This window comes from bacterium, from assembly GCA_028820935.1.
Lineage (GTDB): Bacteria > Actinomycetota > Acidimicrobiia > Spongiisociales > Spongiisociaceae > Spongiisocius.
Genome location: JAPPHZ010000005.1, coordinates 1 through 13,403, shown reverse-complemented (window position 1 = coordinate 13,403; position 13,403 = coordinate 1). Strand labels below are relative to the sequence as shown.

Below are 13,403 nucleotides of genomic sequence, written 5' to 3'. Positions count from 1 at the left end.
CGAAAACACGCCCCACCCCAGCGGGCCCATCCCCCAGCCACCACCTCCTTCGGTCCGAACGCGTTCCGCCATCCCCCGACGGGTCCGCTCCCGAATTGATCCCGGTTCCGGTTCCCTCGACGTCGAAAAGCAAGAAACCGGCGGTGTTTGTGACTGCCGGGCAGTATGCGACGGGTCGGTGACATGTTCAACCCCCTTGTCCGGGCACAGGGCCCGCACCGCTCACGACGGTTATAGGTCACGGTCGTGGCGAACCAGAGACACGGGACAGTGGGAGAGAAACGGGTGAGGCTGTTCCCCCGCCGTCGTGACAGCGGAGGAGGACTCCGACCCGGCAAGTGGGACCGGGCCGGTAGCCCCCCGACGGTCAGAAGATGGTCTGGCCGGCGTCCAGGTAGATCGTGGAGCCGGTGGCCATCCTGGAGTCCTCGGAGGCCAGGAAGACCGCCGCGCCCACTATGTCCTCGGGAACCCCGATTATCCCCAGCGGGATCATGGAGAGCCGGTACTCGCGGAACTCGCGAACGGCCAGATCCGCCCGGTTCAGGTCCGTCTCGATCAACCCTGGGGCTATGGCGTTGGCGCGGATGCTGTGGGGCGCCAGCTCGAAGGCCAGCTGCCGGGTGAGCATCCGGACACCTCCCTTGGCCACGCAGTAATGGGCCAGGTCCTTCCCGGCCAGGGTGTCGCCCGCCGAGGACATGTTGATGATGACGCCACCATCACCCTGGCGGACCATCTGCCGCGCCGCCGTCTGGGAGCACAGGAAGAACCCCTTGAGGTTTACCTCCATGATCCGGTCCCATTCCGATTCCTCGATCTCGAGGAAATGCGTCCGGATCAGGATGGCGGCGTTGTTGACCAGGATGTCGATCCGCCCGAAGCGGTCCACGGCCGCCGCTATCAGCGCCTGCACGTCCGAGGACGACGACGTGTCGGCCCGGACCGCAAAGGCCTCGGAGCCCATCGCCTCGATCTCGGTCACCGCCGAGTCGGCAGCTCCCTTGTCGCTCCGGTAGTTGACCACCACTTTGGCGCCCTCCCGCCCGTAGCCGAGGGCGATGGCCCTCCCGATCGAGCGGGAGGATCCGGTGACTACCGCTACCTTGTCCTTCAGTCGCATGGTTCGGGCGCCGGCTATTCCAGCTCGAAGCCGGGCACCACGAAGCTGCCCCGGTCGATGATCTGGGTGTCGCCGATCCAGATGGAGTGGTTGCGGGTCGGGATGTCGAAGTGGAAGTTGACCCGGTTGTTGCCGCCCAGCTTGCGGAAGAAGTTGGCGCCGAACGCGATCAGCATGTTGCCGTAGTAGCTCTCGGTGTCCATCACGCCGCCGCCCTCCCAGAAGCGGAGACCCAAGGCGTTCCAGTTGGCCCGGTGCTCGTACCCCCAGCCGATGTGGGACAGGCCGTAGACCCGATCGTCCTTGGGCTGCTCGAAGAAGTCCTTGAGAAGCCGGGCGTCGGCACCCCCGTCGATGGAGACGATGCTCCCCTCCCGTAGCTCCATGCGGATCGGCTGCTCGACGTATTTGCCCATAGGCAGCAGCGCGTCGCCGGCGTCCACCACCAGCGTGCCCTCCGCCGAGTCCTCGAGGGGCGCCACGCCGCACTGCCCCGACGGCCAGTGGTCCCACCGTCCCGGCTCGTCGGTGTAGCCGTACTGGCACCCGAGCGGCCGGCCCGTGTAACGGACGCTGAGATCCGTCCCGGCTTCCGACTGGACCCGCATTACGTCGGACGTCGCCATGTACCGCACGCTGGCCTCGCCACGCTCGCGGATCACCGGGAGAGGGAAGAGGCGGCGCAGGTGGTCCTCGGGCTCCTCGATCATCAGGGACCGGACACCCGACTCCAGGGCCTCGTTGTGGGCGTCCGAGTAGATCCAGTGCGATCCCATGCTGGCCAGGAAGCCCACCACCAGGTCGCACCCCTTCCAGGCCTCGACGATGGTGCGCGACTTCATCCAGGAGTCGTCGGCGGCCACCATGATCTGGAAGAAGTCGCCGCCCAGCACCTTCACCGCTGCCATCAGGGCGGTGATATAGGCGGGGTTGCTCTGCGTGTTGGTGAATGCCATCACGGTCTGTCCGGGGCCGACCCCGCACAACTCCATGTGGTCCTTGAACATCGGTACCAGATCCGCGCCGGCGGCGGCTGTGGTAGGAACTCTACGCAACGGCGTTCTCCTTTCGGGCTGACGGGAAAGCTCAGGCTGATCCTATCCGGTCGGACCGGCGGCCGGGCGGGCGGCGAGTGCGGAGGGGGATGCGCGAATGCGGAAGTCGGTCGCCCGACTCCCGGTTCAGGCGCTCCAGTAGGTCCGGTGGATCACGGAGGCTTCGTCGATGAGGAACGGGCCCTTCACCTCTACCTCGCGGTGGCCGCTCTGGAGTACGGCCCGGCAGCCCACGCCGGTCATGGTCGGGTTGAGTTGGTGCCCGCCCGTGTACTGCAGCAGATCGGCCTCGCTCATCCCGTAGACCATCCGGTTGAGCCCGCCCCAGTACATGGAGCCGCTGCACATGGCGCACGGCTCGCAACTGGTGTAGAGGGTGGCGGTGGCGATCTGCTCCGGCGTGAGCTGCTCGATCGCCAGCCTCATCAGGTTGGTCTCGGCGTGGTTGAGCGGGCTCTTGCCGGTGATGTCGCTGTTCTCCGCCTCCAGCAGGACGTTCCCGTCCGGGTCGGCCAGCAGCGCACCGAACGGTAGGTTCCCGTTGGCGACCGACCTGGTGGACACCTCGATGGCCCGCCGCAGGAGCGACTTCTCCTGATCGCTCAGCCGGAACTGGTCGTAGTACCCGATGTGAACCGCCGAGGCTTCCTCGACCAGATGGGGGCCGCTCACCTCGATGTCGCGCTGGCCGCTCCGGAAGATGTTCCGGCAACCCACCCCCCGCATGGTGGCGGTGCCGGGATCCTCTCCTGTGATCTTCAGGAGATCGAGCTCGCTCATCGCATAGACCATCCGGTTGAGCCCGCCCCAGTACATGGCGCCGCTGCACATGGCACAGGGTTCGCAGCTGGTGTAGAGGGTGGCGGTGGCGATCTGGTGGGGGTTGAGGGTGCTCACCGCCATGTTCATGAGGTTGGTCTCGGCGTGGTTGAGCGTGTTCCTGCCCGTGACGCCGGTGTTCTCCGCCTCCAGGAGAATGCGGCCGGCCGGGTCCGCCATGATGGCGCCGAAAGGCGTGTTCCCGTTCGCCACCGACCGGGCCGATACCTCGATGGCCCTGCGCAGTAGTCGTTCTTCCTGCGCGCTCAGTTCTGCCATGGGCCGGAGCGTAGCCGCCAGGGTCCGACGGGGTCAGGAGGAGGCTCCTTAGGCCCCTGGCCGTGCCGTGCGCACGTGAGAGCCGCTGAGCATCATCCGGATACGCCGCACCGCCGGGTCGAGAGGACGACGGTGCGGGTCAGTTGAATTGCTTGGCTTCGGTTGATCCCACCAGGGCGAGGGTGGAGGCCCGGCCTCCGGTCGTGACCTGCATCACCTCGTCGAAGTAGCCGGCGCCCACCTCGGCCTGATGCTTGGTCGCGGTGTACCCGAACGGCTCCGAGGCGATCTCGGTCTGCTGCAGATGGCTGTAGGCCGCCATACCCGCCGCGTCGTAGGACCTCGCCAGGTCGAAGGTGTGGTAGTTGAGCAGATGCCACCCCGCCAGGGTGATGAACTGGAACTTGTAGCCCAGCGCGGCGATCCGGTCCTGGAACGCGGCGATCTGCTCGTCACTCAGGTGGTGTCTCCAGTTGAAGGAGGGGGAGCAGTTGTAGGCCAGCAGCTTGCCCGGGAACCGTGCGTGGATCGCCTCCGCGAAGGCGGCAGCCTCCTCGATGTCCGGTCTCGAGGTCTCGAACCACAGCAGATCCGCGAGAGGCGCGTATGCCAGGGCCCTTTCCGTGGCGGCCTCCATCCCGCCCCGCACCCCGTGGTAGCCCTCCGGGGTGCGCTCGCCGGTCAGGAACCTGCGGTCTCGTGCGTCCGCATCGCTCATCAGGAGCGCGGCGTCGCGGGCGTCCGTCCTCGCCATGAGGAGGGTCGGCACGTCCATCACGTCGGCCGCCAGCCGCGCCGCGGTCAGGGTGCGGATGAACTGCGAGGTCGGGACCAGGACCTTCCCGCCCATATGCCCGCACTTCTTCTCGGAGGAGAGTTGATCCTCGAAGTGGACGCCGGCCGCCCCTGCCTCGATCATCGCCTTCATCAGCTCGAAGGCGTGCACGGGACCGCCGAATCCGGCTTCCGCGTCGGCCACGACGGGGGCGAACCAGTCGATGCCGGTCTCACCGTTGATGGACGCGATCTGGTCGGCGCGGGTGAGGGCGTTGTTGACGCGCCTGACCGCGGCCGGCACGCTGCTGGACGGGTAGAGGCTCTGGTCCGGGTAGGTCTGCCCCGACAGGTTGCCGTCGGCGGCGACCTGCCAGCCGCTCAGGTAGAGAGCCTTGAGCCCGGCCCGGACCATCTGGACGGCCTGCGCCCCGGTCAGGGCGCCGAACGTGCGGATGATCGGCTCGGTCTCCAGGAGGCCCCACAGCCGCTCCGCCCCGGCCCGAGCGATACTGTGCTCGATCCTGAGGCTGCCCCGCAGGCGGAGTACGTCAAGAGCGGTGTACGGGCGCTCTATGCCCTGCCACCTTGCCTCCCGGTCCCAACGGGCTTGGAGAGCAGCTGCTCTCCTGAACCTGTTCAGGCCATTCATCGACATGGCTCCGTCCCTCCCGGGTACGTAATCTTGGATTACATGCGCTCCCGCCACCTGCGCGTAGCGTCGCGACGGGATCGCTCCGGGTAAGGATGGCGCAGACGGGTGGGTAATGGGGTGTTTTCGGCGATAAAGCTAGCCTGCTTCTTTCGATCGAAGTGATAGGCTATAGCTATCGACTGCGGCGGTGAATGGAACTCAGAGAACTGGAGTCCTTCCTGGCGGCGGCCCGGATCGGAAGCTTCCGGGGGGCGGCCCGCGCCTCCTTCGTGAGCCAGCCGTCGCTCAGCGCCCGCATCAGGTCGCTGGAACGTGATCTGCGCACCCCGCTCTTCCACCGCATGGGGAGGGGTGTTCGACTGACCGAGGCAGGAGAGGCCTTTCTGCCCTTCGCCGAGCGGGTCCTCGAGTTCCTGGACAAGGGGCAGGAAGCGGTCCGCCAGACCCTGGACGAGCAGCTAGGCACCATCACCATCGGTTCGGCCCGCACCATCGGGACATACATGCTTCCGCCAACGCTGGACCGCTTCCAGCGTCGCCACCCGAAAGTCTCAGCGCGGATACGGACCGGACGGTCCACCGATGTTCTCGCCATGATCGTGGACGGCGTGGTGGATGTCGGCCTGTCGAGGGGTCTGGTGCATCCGGACGTGCACTCGATCTACCTGTACGACGAGGAGATCGTTCTCGTGGCCTATCCCGACCACCCCTTTACGGAGAAGGGGTACGCCCGGATCTCGGAGGTGGCGCGCCAGCCCCTCATCCTCTACGACCCCAGCTCGACCTACTTCCTGCTCATCAACCAGGCGTGTCGCGAGGCGGGCATCGTCCCGCAGATCGAGACCACGCTCGACAGCATCGAGGCCACCAAGCGCATGGTGGCGCTGGGGCTTGGTATTTCCTTCCTGCCGCGCAGCGCCATCCGGGGCGAGGTCGAGATGGGAAGGCTCTTCCCCATCGGGATGGCGGAGAAGCACCGCGTCTACCTGCCCACCCACGTCCTGGTGCGGCGCGCCCAGCACTACAGCCCGCCGGTGCTCGCCTTCCTAGGCCTCTTGCATGAACTTCACGGATGCGACCTGTCGGGCGTGCTCGGCAGGAGGGGTTGAGGAGGCCGCAGCTCGGGGTAGGTCAGGACGCGGCGCCGTCCGGCGTGCCGCAGTCATGCCGTGGGCAATCCCCGGGGAGGGTCAGGCTGTATCCGTGCTGTAGGCCAGTTCCTTGAGCCAGCGCCGGTACTCGACGGCCACGCGGTCGGAGCCCTTGATCTGGACCTCCGCCGACAGGTCCATCGGTAGTTCCTCCGGCCGCTGCGACTGCACGATGGGAAGGTCCTGGCCGATGACCAGCGCGTTGAAGTCGAGCATGTCCCGGTCGGTCTGCTCGTCCATCGAGTAGTCGCGGCCCATGAACGTGAAGCAACGCGACGTCTTGCGGCCGGTCGGGCACACCGTGAAGAACAGCAGGTATCTCTGCTCGAGCTGAGGGATCCATTGGTCGAGGAGGATCGTGTTCGGCATGAACAGGCGGTAGTCGATCTGGACCTCCACCGGCCCGTCGCCGGACTCGAGGCCCTTGTTCTTCCCCGAGTCGGCCGGCTCGGCCATATGGGGGTGGTCGAAACGGAGCTCGTGACCCACGCGTCCGATCCCATGGTCCGGAACCTCCGGCTGGTCGCGGTCCCCCAGCACCCCGTCGTGGACCCAGGCGAAGTGGGCGAAGTCAACGTAGTTCTCGATCCGCCGCGGCATGGAGCAGTTCCAGTCGTACGAAGGAACCTCGATGACCCGGAATCCGGGATCTTCTCCATAAGGGAACTCGGGGAGCGGGAACCGGGGCTTGCCCGACATGCATACCCAGATCAGGCCGGCCGCCTCGGCTGCCGCGTAGCGGGTCAGCCGGGCCCGTTTCGGGATCCGGGTGCCGAAGCGGGACGGGATCTCGGTGCACATGCCATCCGCCCCGTACTTCCAGCCGTGGTAGGCGCAGCGCAGGGAGTCGTCTTCCACCCAACCGAGTGACAGGGCGGTACCCCTATGCACGCACAGGTCGCGGAAGGCCCGCACCTCGCCGTCCAGCCGGACGAGCACGATTTGCTCGTCCAGCAGCTTGGCGGAGATCGGCTTGTCCTCCCCGAGTTGCGAGGCGTAGGCGACCGGATGCCAGTAGTCGGACAGCGCTTGGTAGAGACGCTCCTCGGCGGAGTGATCGAAGCGTATCTCGTCCTCGGTGACGCTGTACTGGTCGGCAACGGTCACTTCGTCCTCCCATTCCCGCACGCGAATGCCCGGTCCGGCGCCGAGTCTACGAACCTGAGGCTGAGGGCGTCATTTTTGGTGCGGTGTTCCTCAGGTTCAGGGCGTCATTTTTGGTGCGGTGTTCCTCAGGTTCGGGGGTGGCGGTGTTCCTGAGGTTCAGGGCGTCATTTTTGGTGCGGTGTTCCTCAGGTTCACACGGTGACCATCAACCGGGTTTCTCTCCTCGGTCGGCGTGGAAGGGTTACGATCATCGACCGGGACCCGCGGCCGGCTTGACGAATAGGGAGGGGTGTGGGGGATCCGGTACCGCCACTGCGTTGCGACCTGCTTCTCGAGGGCGGGACCCTGGTGACCCTCGATCCGGCCCGGCCGGTGATCGAAACGGGCTATGTGGCGATCTCGGGCGAGCGGATCGTGGGAGTCGGGGAATCGGGCGCGGCCCCGGAGTACCAGGCCGATCGGGTGATCTCGTGCCGCGGCCGGTTGGTGATGCCGGGCCTGGTCGACTGCCACAATCACCTTTTCCAGTCGCTAGGACGCAGCCTCGGCGAGGGTCTGCCCGGCTGGGAATGGCTGAGCAGGTTCATGTGGCCCTACGCCGCCGCGATCACGCCCGAGGAGACGGCGGCGGCCGTGTACCTGGCGGCGGTGGAGGCCGCCCTGGCCGGTACCGCCGCGCTGCTGGATCATCACTACGGCCGCACCGACTACGAGACCACCCTGGCTGTGGCGGCCGCCCTGGAGGAGGTCGGTCTCAGGGGGGTGGTGGCGCGGGGCGTCACCGGTGGCTACACCGCGCTGGCCGAGCGCCAGGGCCTGCCCCGGGAGGCCTTCACGGGCAGCGACCAAGAGGAACTAGAAACCACTGCAGCATGCATCGAGGCCCGGCCTCCCGGGTCCCGGGTGGCGGTATGGCCCGGCCCGATCAACACCGTGTACACCGGCCAGGACCTGCTGGTCGCCGCGGTCGAGACGGCCCGCCGGTACGGGACCGGCTGGCACACCCACCTCAGCGCTCCCAGGAGCGATCCCGATGTCTACCGGGAGGCATACGGGGTCCGTCCGGCCATCTGGCTCCATAGGCAGGGCCTGCTCGGCCCGGACGCCGTGCTGGCCCACGCCACCTGGCTCGACGAGGCGGAGATCGAGGCGATCGGCTCGACAAGGACCGCCGTGGTGCACTGCCCGATGTCCAACCAGTACGTTCCCTACGGGGTGATGCCCATGCGCCGACTCCTGGACGCCGGCGCCACCGTCGGGATGGGCACCGACGGCTCCACCTGCGGCCATCGCCAGGACCTCTTCGAGAACATGAAGATGCTGGTGCTCATGCACCGGCTGGCCGAGCTCGAACCCACCGCCTCGTCAGCCGGCGAGGCACTGCGTATCGCCACCGTCGGCGGGGCCAGGGCCCTGGGCATCGACGCGGGGCGGTTGGCCACCGGAGCGCTCGGCGACGTGATCGTGCTGGACGCCACCCGACCCCATCTCACCCCGGCCCACGACCCGCGCGCCGCCGTGGTCTACGCCGCCCGGGGCAGCGACGTGACCATGAGCATCGTAGGCGGAGAGGTCATCGTGGAGGGCGGCCGGTGCACCCGCGTGGACCAGGACGAGGTGATAGCGGAAGCCCGGGCGAGGGCGGCGGAACTGATCGGAAGGATCGGCCTGGCGTAGCCCCCGTCCGTAGCAGTTGCCCTGCCGGGGAACCTGAGGCTCAGGGCGTCATTCTTGACGTTCTCTGCCTCAAGAACCGCCAGATGGCGCAAGTCGCGAAAAACCGGTGCTCCGCACCGGGCCCACCCCCGCCTCCACCTGTCCGATTTGGGCGTGTGGATCGGCCATACCCGGCCTGGTGCCGGGAGTCGGCGGTCGCTCGACTGAGCCTTGTATGTTCCCTCGGGCCGGCCGAACCGATCGGTGCCACATCATCGGCCGGCACTTGGTGCTTGGCGATGGGCAACGTATCTCGAAGCTAGGACAGTTTCAAGGCTGTTTTGCGAGAACGCGAAAAATAACTCGGGTCGAAGCTACCGCTAGGCGGACCACACCCTCTTGAAGAGGTCTATCCAGTTGTGGCCCATGATGCCGGCGATGGCGCCGGACGGGTAGCCTCGCCGGACCATCTCTTCCCGGATGCCGGGAATCCGGGTGGGCGAGTCAAGGTCGACGAGGCGGGGGTCGGCGTCCATCGGGTAATCCTCGACGGTCCACGCTCCGGACGCGATCATGCGCTCGACCATCTCCATGCCCGACTCGCAGAAGTCCAGGCCCAGCCCCACCTGATCGGGTCCGATCATGTCCACCAGGTAGTCGATGTGGTCCACCAGGTCCGACACCGTGGCGCCCTTGCCGCCCGGCTTCACGAAGGCGGGGAAGGTGACGACCCCGACCAGGCCGCCCAGGTCGGCGACCGCCCTGATCTGCTCGTCGTCGATGTTGCGGCGATGGGCGGTGAGCGCGGCGGGGTTGGAGTGGGAGAACACCGCCGGCGCCGAGGTGGCGCGCATGGCGTCCATGGTGGTGCGGCGCCCGGTGTGGGAGAGGTCCACCACGATCCCGAGCCGGTTCATCTCCCGAATGGCCGCTCGCCCGAAAGCGGTGAGCGGGCCGTCCTCGGTACTCAGGCATCCGTCGCCCAGCGGGTTGGCGAAGTTGTAACAGAGCTGCACCATCCGGAGCCCCAGACCGTGGAAGGCCTCGTAGTTGGAGAGGTCCTCGCCTAGGGGGACGCCGTTCTGGAAGTGGATGATCACTCCCAGCTTGCCGGGATCGGGGAACCGGTCGAAGTGGGCGGGTTCGGTGACCGCCACCAGCCGGTCGTCCCGCTCCATCCAGCGGGCCCACTGCTCGAGTAGCTGCAGCGTCTCCGAAGGGGTCTCCCAGTTGGCCACGGTCGGCGCCCCTATGTCGACCCCGCCCTCGATGTAGAGATCCCACGCTTCGGGGTCGGTCATCAGTGGGCAGACCGCGTCCACAACCGTCATGAATATCCACCTGTCGAGATTGCGGGTACCGGGCCTGAGGAAGGCCCTTCTGAGCGCCGGATTGTACCGAAAGGGAAGTAGGCGGCTGTGTGATGCTAGTGGTTGTTCTCCGGTTCGCCTGGTGGCTGATGTCCGATCGTTGGAATCGAGCGGGCAAGTGGGTTATCCCAGGCTCAGATCCACCCATTGAGTCGATGGTGGGCTTGGTGCGGGTTGCGTCAGTCGGATAGGTCGGCGAGTTCCTCTTGAGGCTGCCCAAAAACGACCCTGCAGTGGCGTTGATCCCAGCACACACAGTCCGTCGCGCTGAATTGGTGGCTGCCATAAGCTCGGCACAGTCGGGCCATGCTGCAGAGGTACAACTGGGAGACGCGGCAGGTCGCACACTCGGTGTGAACACAAGACTGCGGGCCAAGATATTCCTCGGTTTTCCCGACGTATCCGAGGGTCTCTGGGTTAGATTGAGCTATTCGCCCATGTGAGTTTGGGCGAAAAGTGGAGGCTCCTCAGTCCCTCCGAACCCGGGCGGTCCTGAGGAGACTTACCCTGGAGGAGGGCCGACCCGATGCGGACTCGAGAACACGCAAATCGTAGCTACTCATATCGGAGGCGGCTCGCAATCTGGTTTGGAGTTCTCGCGCTCGTCGCCGCGGCTTGTGGCGGCGCCGAGGAGGATACTGCGGCTCCAACGACTGCGGCTCCGACAACTGCGGCTCCGACAACTGCGGCTCCAGCTACCGATGGGGCCACCGAAACTACCCAAGCCGTGGCCACGACAGCAGCGGCACCGGTCGCCGCCGAATCCTGCCTCCAACCCGGATCCGAAGTCACCATCATCAACCAGACGAACGTCCGGAATACGGTCAACCCGCTTCTCGCAATCGACACGACCGGATACTGGAGGACCGACCTGGTATTCGATCTCCTGGTCGATGTGGATCCGAATACCGCCGAGATCGTTCCCGAGCTTGCTCGTTCGTGGGACATCTCGGATGACAACTTGACCTACACCTTCCACCTTCAGGAAGGGGTCATATTCCATGACGGCGCGCCGGTGACCGCCGCGGACGTGGAGTTCACGATCGAGAGCATCCTTGCGCCTGGCTTCCTGGGCCAGTGGCGGCCGAGGCTGGCCAACATCGTCGGAGCCGACGCCTTCACGGACGGCTCGGCCGATAGTGTCGCTGGCGTAGAGGTCCATGACGACTACACCATTTCGATCACGCTGGCGAAGCCTGACGCCTCGTTCATGGCAATCTCCGTCAGAGAGGTACTGAAGGTCCTCCCGAAGCACTTGCTGGAAGGGGAAGGTCCTATCGGAGCGGATCACCCGTTCTCGCTGCATCCGATAGGCAGTGGTCCCTACGAGTTCGTCCAATGGACGGAGGAGAAAACGACCTTCAAGGCATTTGATGGCTACTGGCAACCGGATCGTGGCTGTATCGAGACCGTGCACCACGGGGGCATCCAGGATGTCAACACCATGCTGGTGGCGATGGAGACGGAGCAGGCTCATGCCATGGACCGGACTCCGCCCGGTGACATCGATCGGATGGTCGCCTTGCCACACATCGACGTCGCTACCTATGACAAGGCGCAGCTCGACGGGCTCGTGTTCAATGTTGAGAGCCATGAGGCTCTAGCCAACCCGGACGTCCGGCGGGCCATCGCGATGGCCATCGACAAGGAATCCTTCGTCACGAACTTCTTGGGCCAGTATGCGACCGTACGGAACAGCTTCCTGATCAGCAACTCCTGGGCATTCGACGCAAGCGTTGAGATGCCGCCTTACGATCCCGATGGTGCGGCGGCGTTGCTTGCCCAAGCGGGCTACCCCGGCGGGGAAGGTATAGAGCTGACGTTCTTCTACAACGATGGGAACAGCAATCGTGAAGGGCTGGCGATCTATGCGCAGGCAGAACTCGCCAAGCTCGGCATCGATGTCACCATCGAAACGGCTAAGTGGCCGCAGTTCATCGAAGCCGTGCGAAACGGCGAGTTCAATGTCGCGGTGATGTCTCTCCATTCCGGTTTCCCGGATCCGGCGATCATTGGACAGACGTATGGCACGGGCGAACCCGAGAACCATATGAACTACTCCAATAGCGCGGTGGACGAGGCCCTAACGGCTGCCCTGCTCACGACTGACGTCGAGGAACGGAAGGCGCACTACTCGATTATCCAGCAGAACCTGGCGGCGGATACGCCGTTCGTACCGGTGTTCAGCCCACCCGGTACGGTCCTGTACAACTCGGATCTGCTCACCGACGTCTTCCCGTCCAACAACCGGATGTACTGGGATGTCCGTGAGTGGAAGGTAAACGAGTAGAGGTCTAGCCGAACTCGTTAAGATCGGGGCAACCTGAGAAGGTGCGTTCCGACACATGAAGGAGCACGCGGCAAGCCCCTCTCCGTCTGAGCACGCCCTGCTGTCGGTGAGGGATCTGGCGGTCGACTTCGAACTCGAAGGCGGCGTCCTGCGCGCGGTGGACCGTATCTCGTACGACGTCCGTCCTGGCGAGATAGTCGGAATCGTCGGAGAGTCCGGGTCGGGCAAGAGCGTTTCGGTCCTGGCAGTTCTCCGCTTGCTCAATGTCTACACGACGGGAGCTAGCGTCACCGGCGAGGTGCTGTTCGAAGGCCGAGATCTCTTTGCCCTCACCGCCAAGCAGATGAGGGAGATTCGCGGCAAGGACATCACCCTGATCTTCCAGGATCCCTCTTCGTCATGGCATCCGGTGCTGGGGGTAGGCCGTCAGGTGGCCGAAGTGAGCCTGGCGCACGGGAAGATGGGATCTGACCGTGTGCGGCAACACGTGGAAGGCCTGTTCGAGTCTGTCGGCATTCCTAACCCCCGCGTCAGATACGAGCAGTACCCGCACGAGTACTCGGGCGGTATGAAGCAGCGAGCCATGATCGCCATGGCTATAGCGAACAGGCCGAAGCTCTTGATCGCGGACGAGCCCACCACCGCGCTCGATGTCACGATCCAGTCGCAGGTGCTGGAACTGCTCAGGAACGTGACCGCGGAGACGGGTGCTGCCCTCATCCTGATCTCGCACGACATAGGTGTGATAGCGGAGATGGCCGACCGCGTGATCGTGATGTATGGAGGACGGGTGATGGAAGAAGGCCCGGTGGAGCAGGTGCTGCTGTCGCCGCGCCATCCATACACCAGGGGACTGCTGTCGAGCCTGCCGCAGATCGACAAGAAGATGGCCCGATTGCCGACAATACCCGGGACGCCGCCTCAGATGTTCCAAGCATTGGCCGGCTGTCCGTTTGAACCGAGGTGCGGACTCTCCGGGGACCGTGATCCTTGCCGGGAATCACGGCCGTCCCTGAGACAATGCGGTGAGGACCAGTTCTCGGCGTGCCACTTCTTCGAGGAGCTTTAGGTGGTCTGTCTGCGAAACAGCTTGGTGTGTTCTGGCGGTCATCGGTGTCCCGTCG

At 65.4% G+C, this 13,403-nt stretch carries 10 protein-coding genes; 4 read left to right on the top strand and 6 right to left on the bottom strand.

The annotated features are described in order from the left end of the window. Nucleotides 1-367 precede the first annotated feature (367 nt). From OXM57_00470 to aceA, 4 genes are all read right to left on the bottom strand, one after another. Entirely contained in the window at nt 368-1,123 is a 756-nt protein-coding gene (locus tag OXM57_00470; protein ID MDE0351156.1) for a glucose 1-dehydrogenase, read from the bottom strand. A 14-nt stretch (nt 1,124-1,137) separates the two neighbouring features. Continuing rightward, nucleotides 1,138-2,178, bottom strand: coding sequence for a hypothetical protein (locus OXM57_00465; GenBank protein MDE0351155.1), 1,041 nt, complete (start codon nt 2,176-2,178; stop codon nt 1,138-1,140). A gap of 126 nt (nt 2,179-2,304) precedes the next feature. Then, nucleotides 2,305-3,276 carry a nucleoside deaminase gene (locus OXM57_00460; protein MDE0351154.1) on the bottom strand — a complete coding sequence of 324 codons (972 nt, stop codon included), beginning with the start codon at nt 3,274-3,276 and terminating at the stop codon, nt 2,305-2,307. 139 nt (nt 3,277-3,415) lie between these two features. Then, nucleotides 3,416-4,702, bottom strand: a complete 1,287-nt coding sequence (aceA, locus tag OXM57_00455) for an isocitrate lyase (protein ID MDE0351153.1) — start codon at nt 4,700-4,702, stop codon at nt 3,416-3,418. Nucleotides 4,703-4,896: 194 nt separating this feature from the next. Between aceA and OXM57_00450 the strand changes: the two genes are divergently transcribed. After that, nucleotides 4,897-5,814 carry a LysR family transcriptional regulator gene (locus OXM57_00450; GenBank protein ID MDE0351152.1) on the top strand — a complete coding sequence of 306 codons (918 nt, stop codon included), beginning with the start codon at nt 4,897-4,899 and terminating at the stop codon, nt 5,812-5,814. An 81-nt stretch (nt 5,815-5,895) separates the two neighbouring features. Here the strand turns inward: OXM57_00450 and OXM57_00445 are convergent, their stop codons facing one another. Beyond that, complete coding sequence (locus OXM57_00445) at nt 5,896-6,963, bottom strand: aromatic ring-hydroxylating dioxygenase subunit alpha (GenBank protein ID MDE0351151.1); 1,068 nt, start codon at nt 6,961-6,963, stop codon at nt 5,896-5,898. Between the two features lie 291 nt (nt 6,964-7,254). On the opposite strand from OXM57_00445, the gene OXM57_00440 reads away from it, so the two are divergent. Further along, entirely contained in the window at nt 7,255-8,640 is a 1,386-nt protein-coding gene (locus OXM57_00440; protein MDE0351150.1) for an amidohydrolase, read from the top strand. Between the two features lie 359 nt (nt 8,641-8,999). Here OXM57_00440 and OXM57_00435 read toward each other — a convergent pair whose 3' ends face one another. Beyond that, complete coding sequence (locus OXM57_00435; GenBank protein MDE0351149.1) at nt 9,000-9,950, bottom strand: membrane dipeptidase; 951 nt, start codon at nt 9,948-9,950, stop codon at nt 9,000-9,002. Nucleotides 9,951-10,716: 766 nt separating this feature from the next. Here OXM57_00435 and OXM57_00430 point away from each other — a divergent pair. Together OXM57_00430 and OXM57_00425 are read left to right on the top strand one after the other, a co-directional pair. After that, on the top strand, nt 10,717-12,279 hold the full coding sequence (locus tag OXM57_00430; GenBank protein ID MDE0351148.1) for an ABC transporter substrate-binding protein: 1,563 nt from the start codon (nt 10,717-10,719) through the stop codon (nt 12,277-12,279). Between the two features lie 55 nt (nt 12,280-12,334). Further along, on the top strand, nt 12,335-13,348 hold the full coding sequence (locus OXM57_00425; GenBank protein ID MDE0351147.1) for an ABC transporter ATP-binding protein: 1,014 nt from the start codon (nt 12,335-12,337) through the stop codon (nt 13,346-13,348). Nucleotides 13,349-13,403: the final 55 nt, after the last annotated feature.

Excerpts from the sequence above, each read along its gene's own strand:
- OXM57_00470 (MDE0351156.1), bottom strand. The coding sequence starts at position 1,123 with ATGCGACTGAAGGACAAGGTAGCGGTAGTCACCGGATCCTCCCGCTCG.
- OXM57_00460 (MDE0351154.1), bottom strand. The coding sequence starts at position 3,276 with ATGGCAGAACTGAGCGCGCAGGAAGAACGACTACTGCGCAGGGCCATC.
- aceA (MDE0351153.1), bottom strand. The coding sequence starts at position 4,702 with ATGAATGGCCTGAACAGGTTCAGGAGAGCAGCTGCTCTCCAAGCCCGT.
- OXM57_00450 (MDE0351152.1), top strand. The coding sequence starts at position 4,897 with ATGGAACTCAGAGAACTGGAGTCCTTCCTGGCGGCGGCCCGGATCGGA.
- OXM57_00435 (MDE0351149.1), bottom strand. The coding sequence starts at position 9,950 with ATGACGGTTGTGGACGCGGTCTGCCCACTGATGACCGACCCCGAAGCG.
- OXM57_00425 (MDE0351147.1), top strand. The coding sequence starts at position 12,335 with ATGAAGGAGCACGCGGCAAGCCCCTCTCCGTCTGAGCACGCCCTGCTG.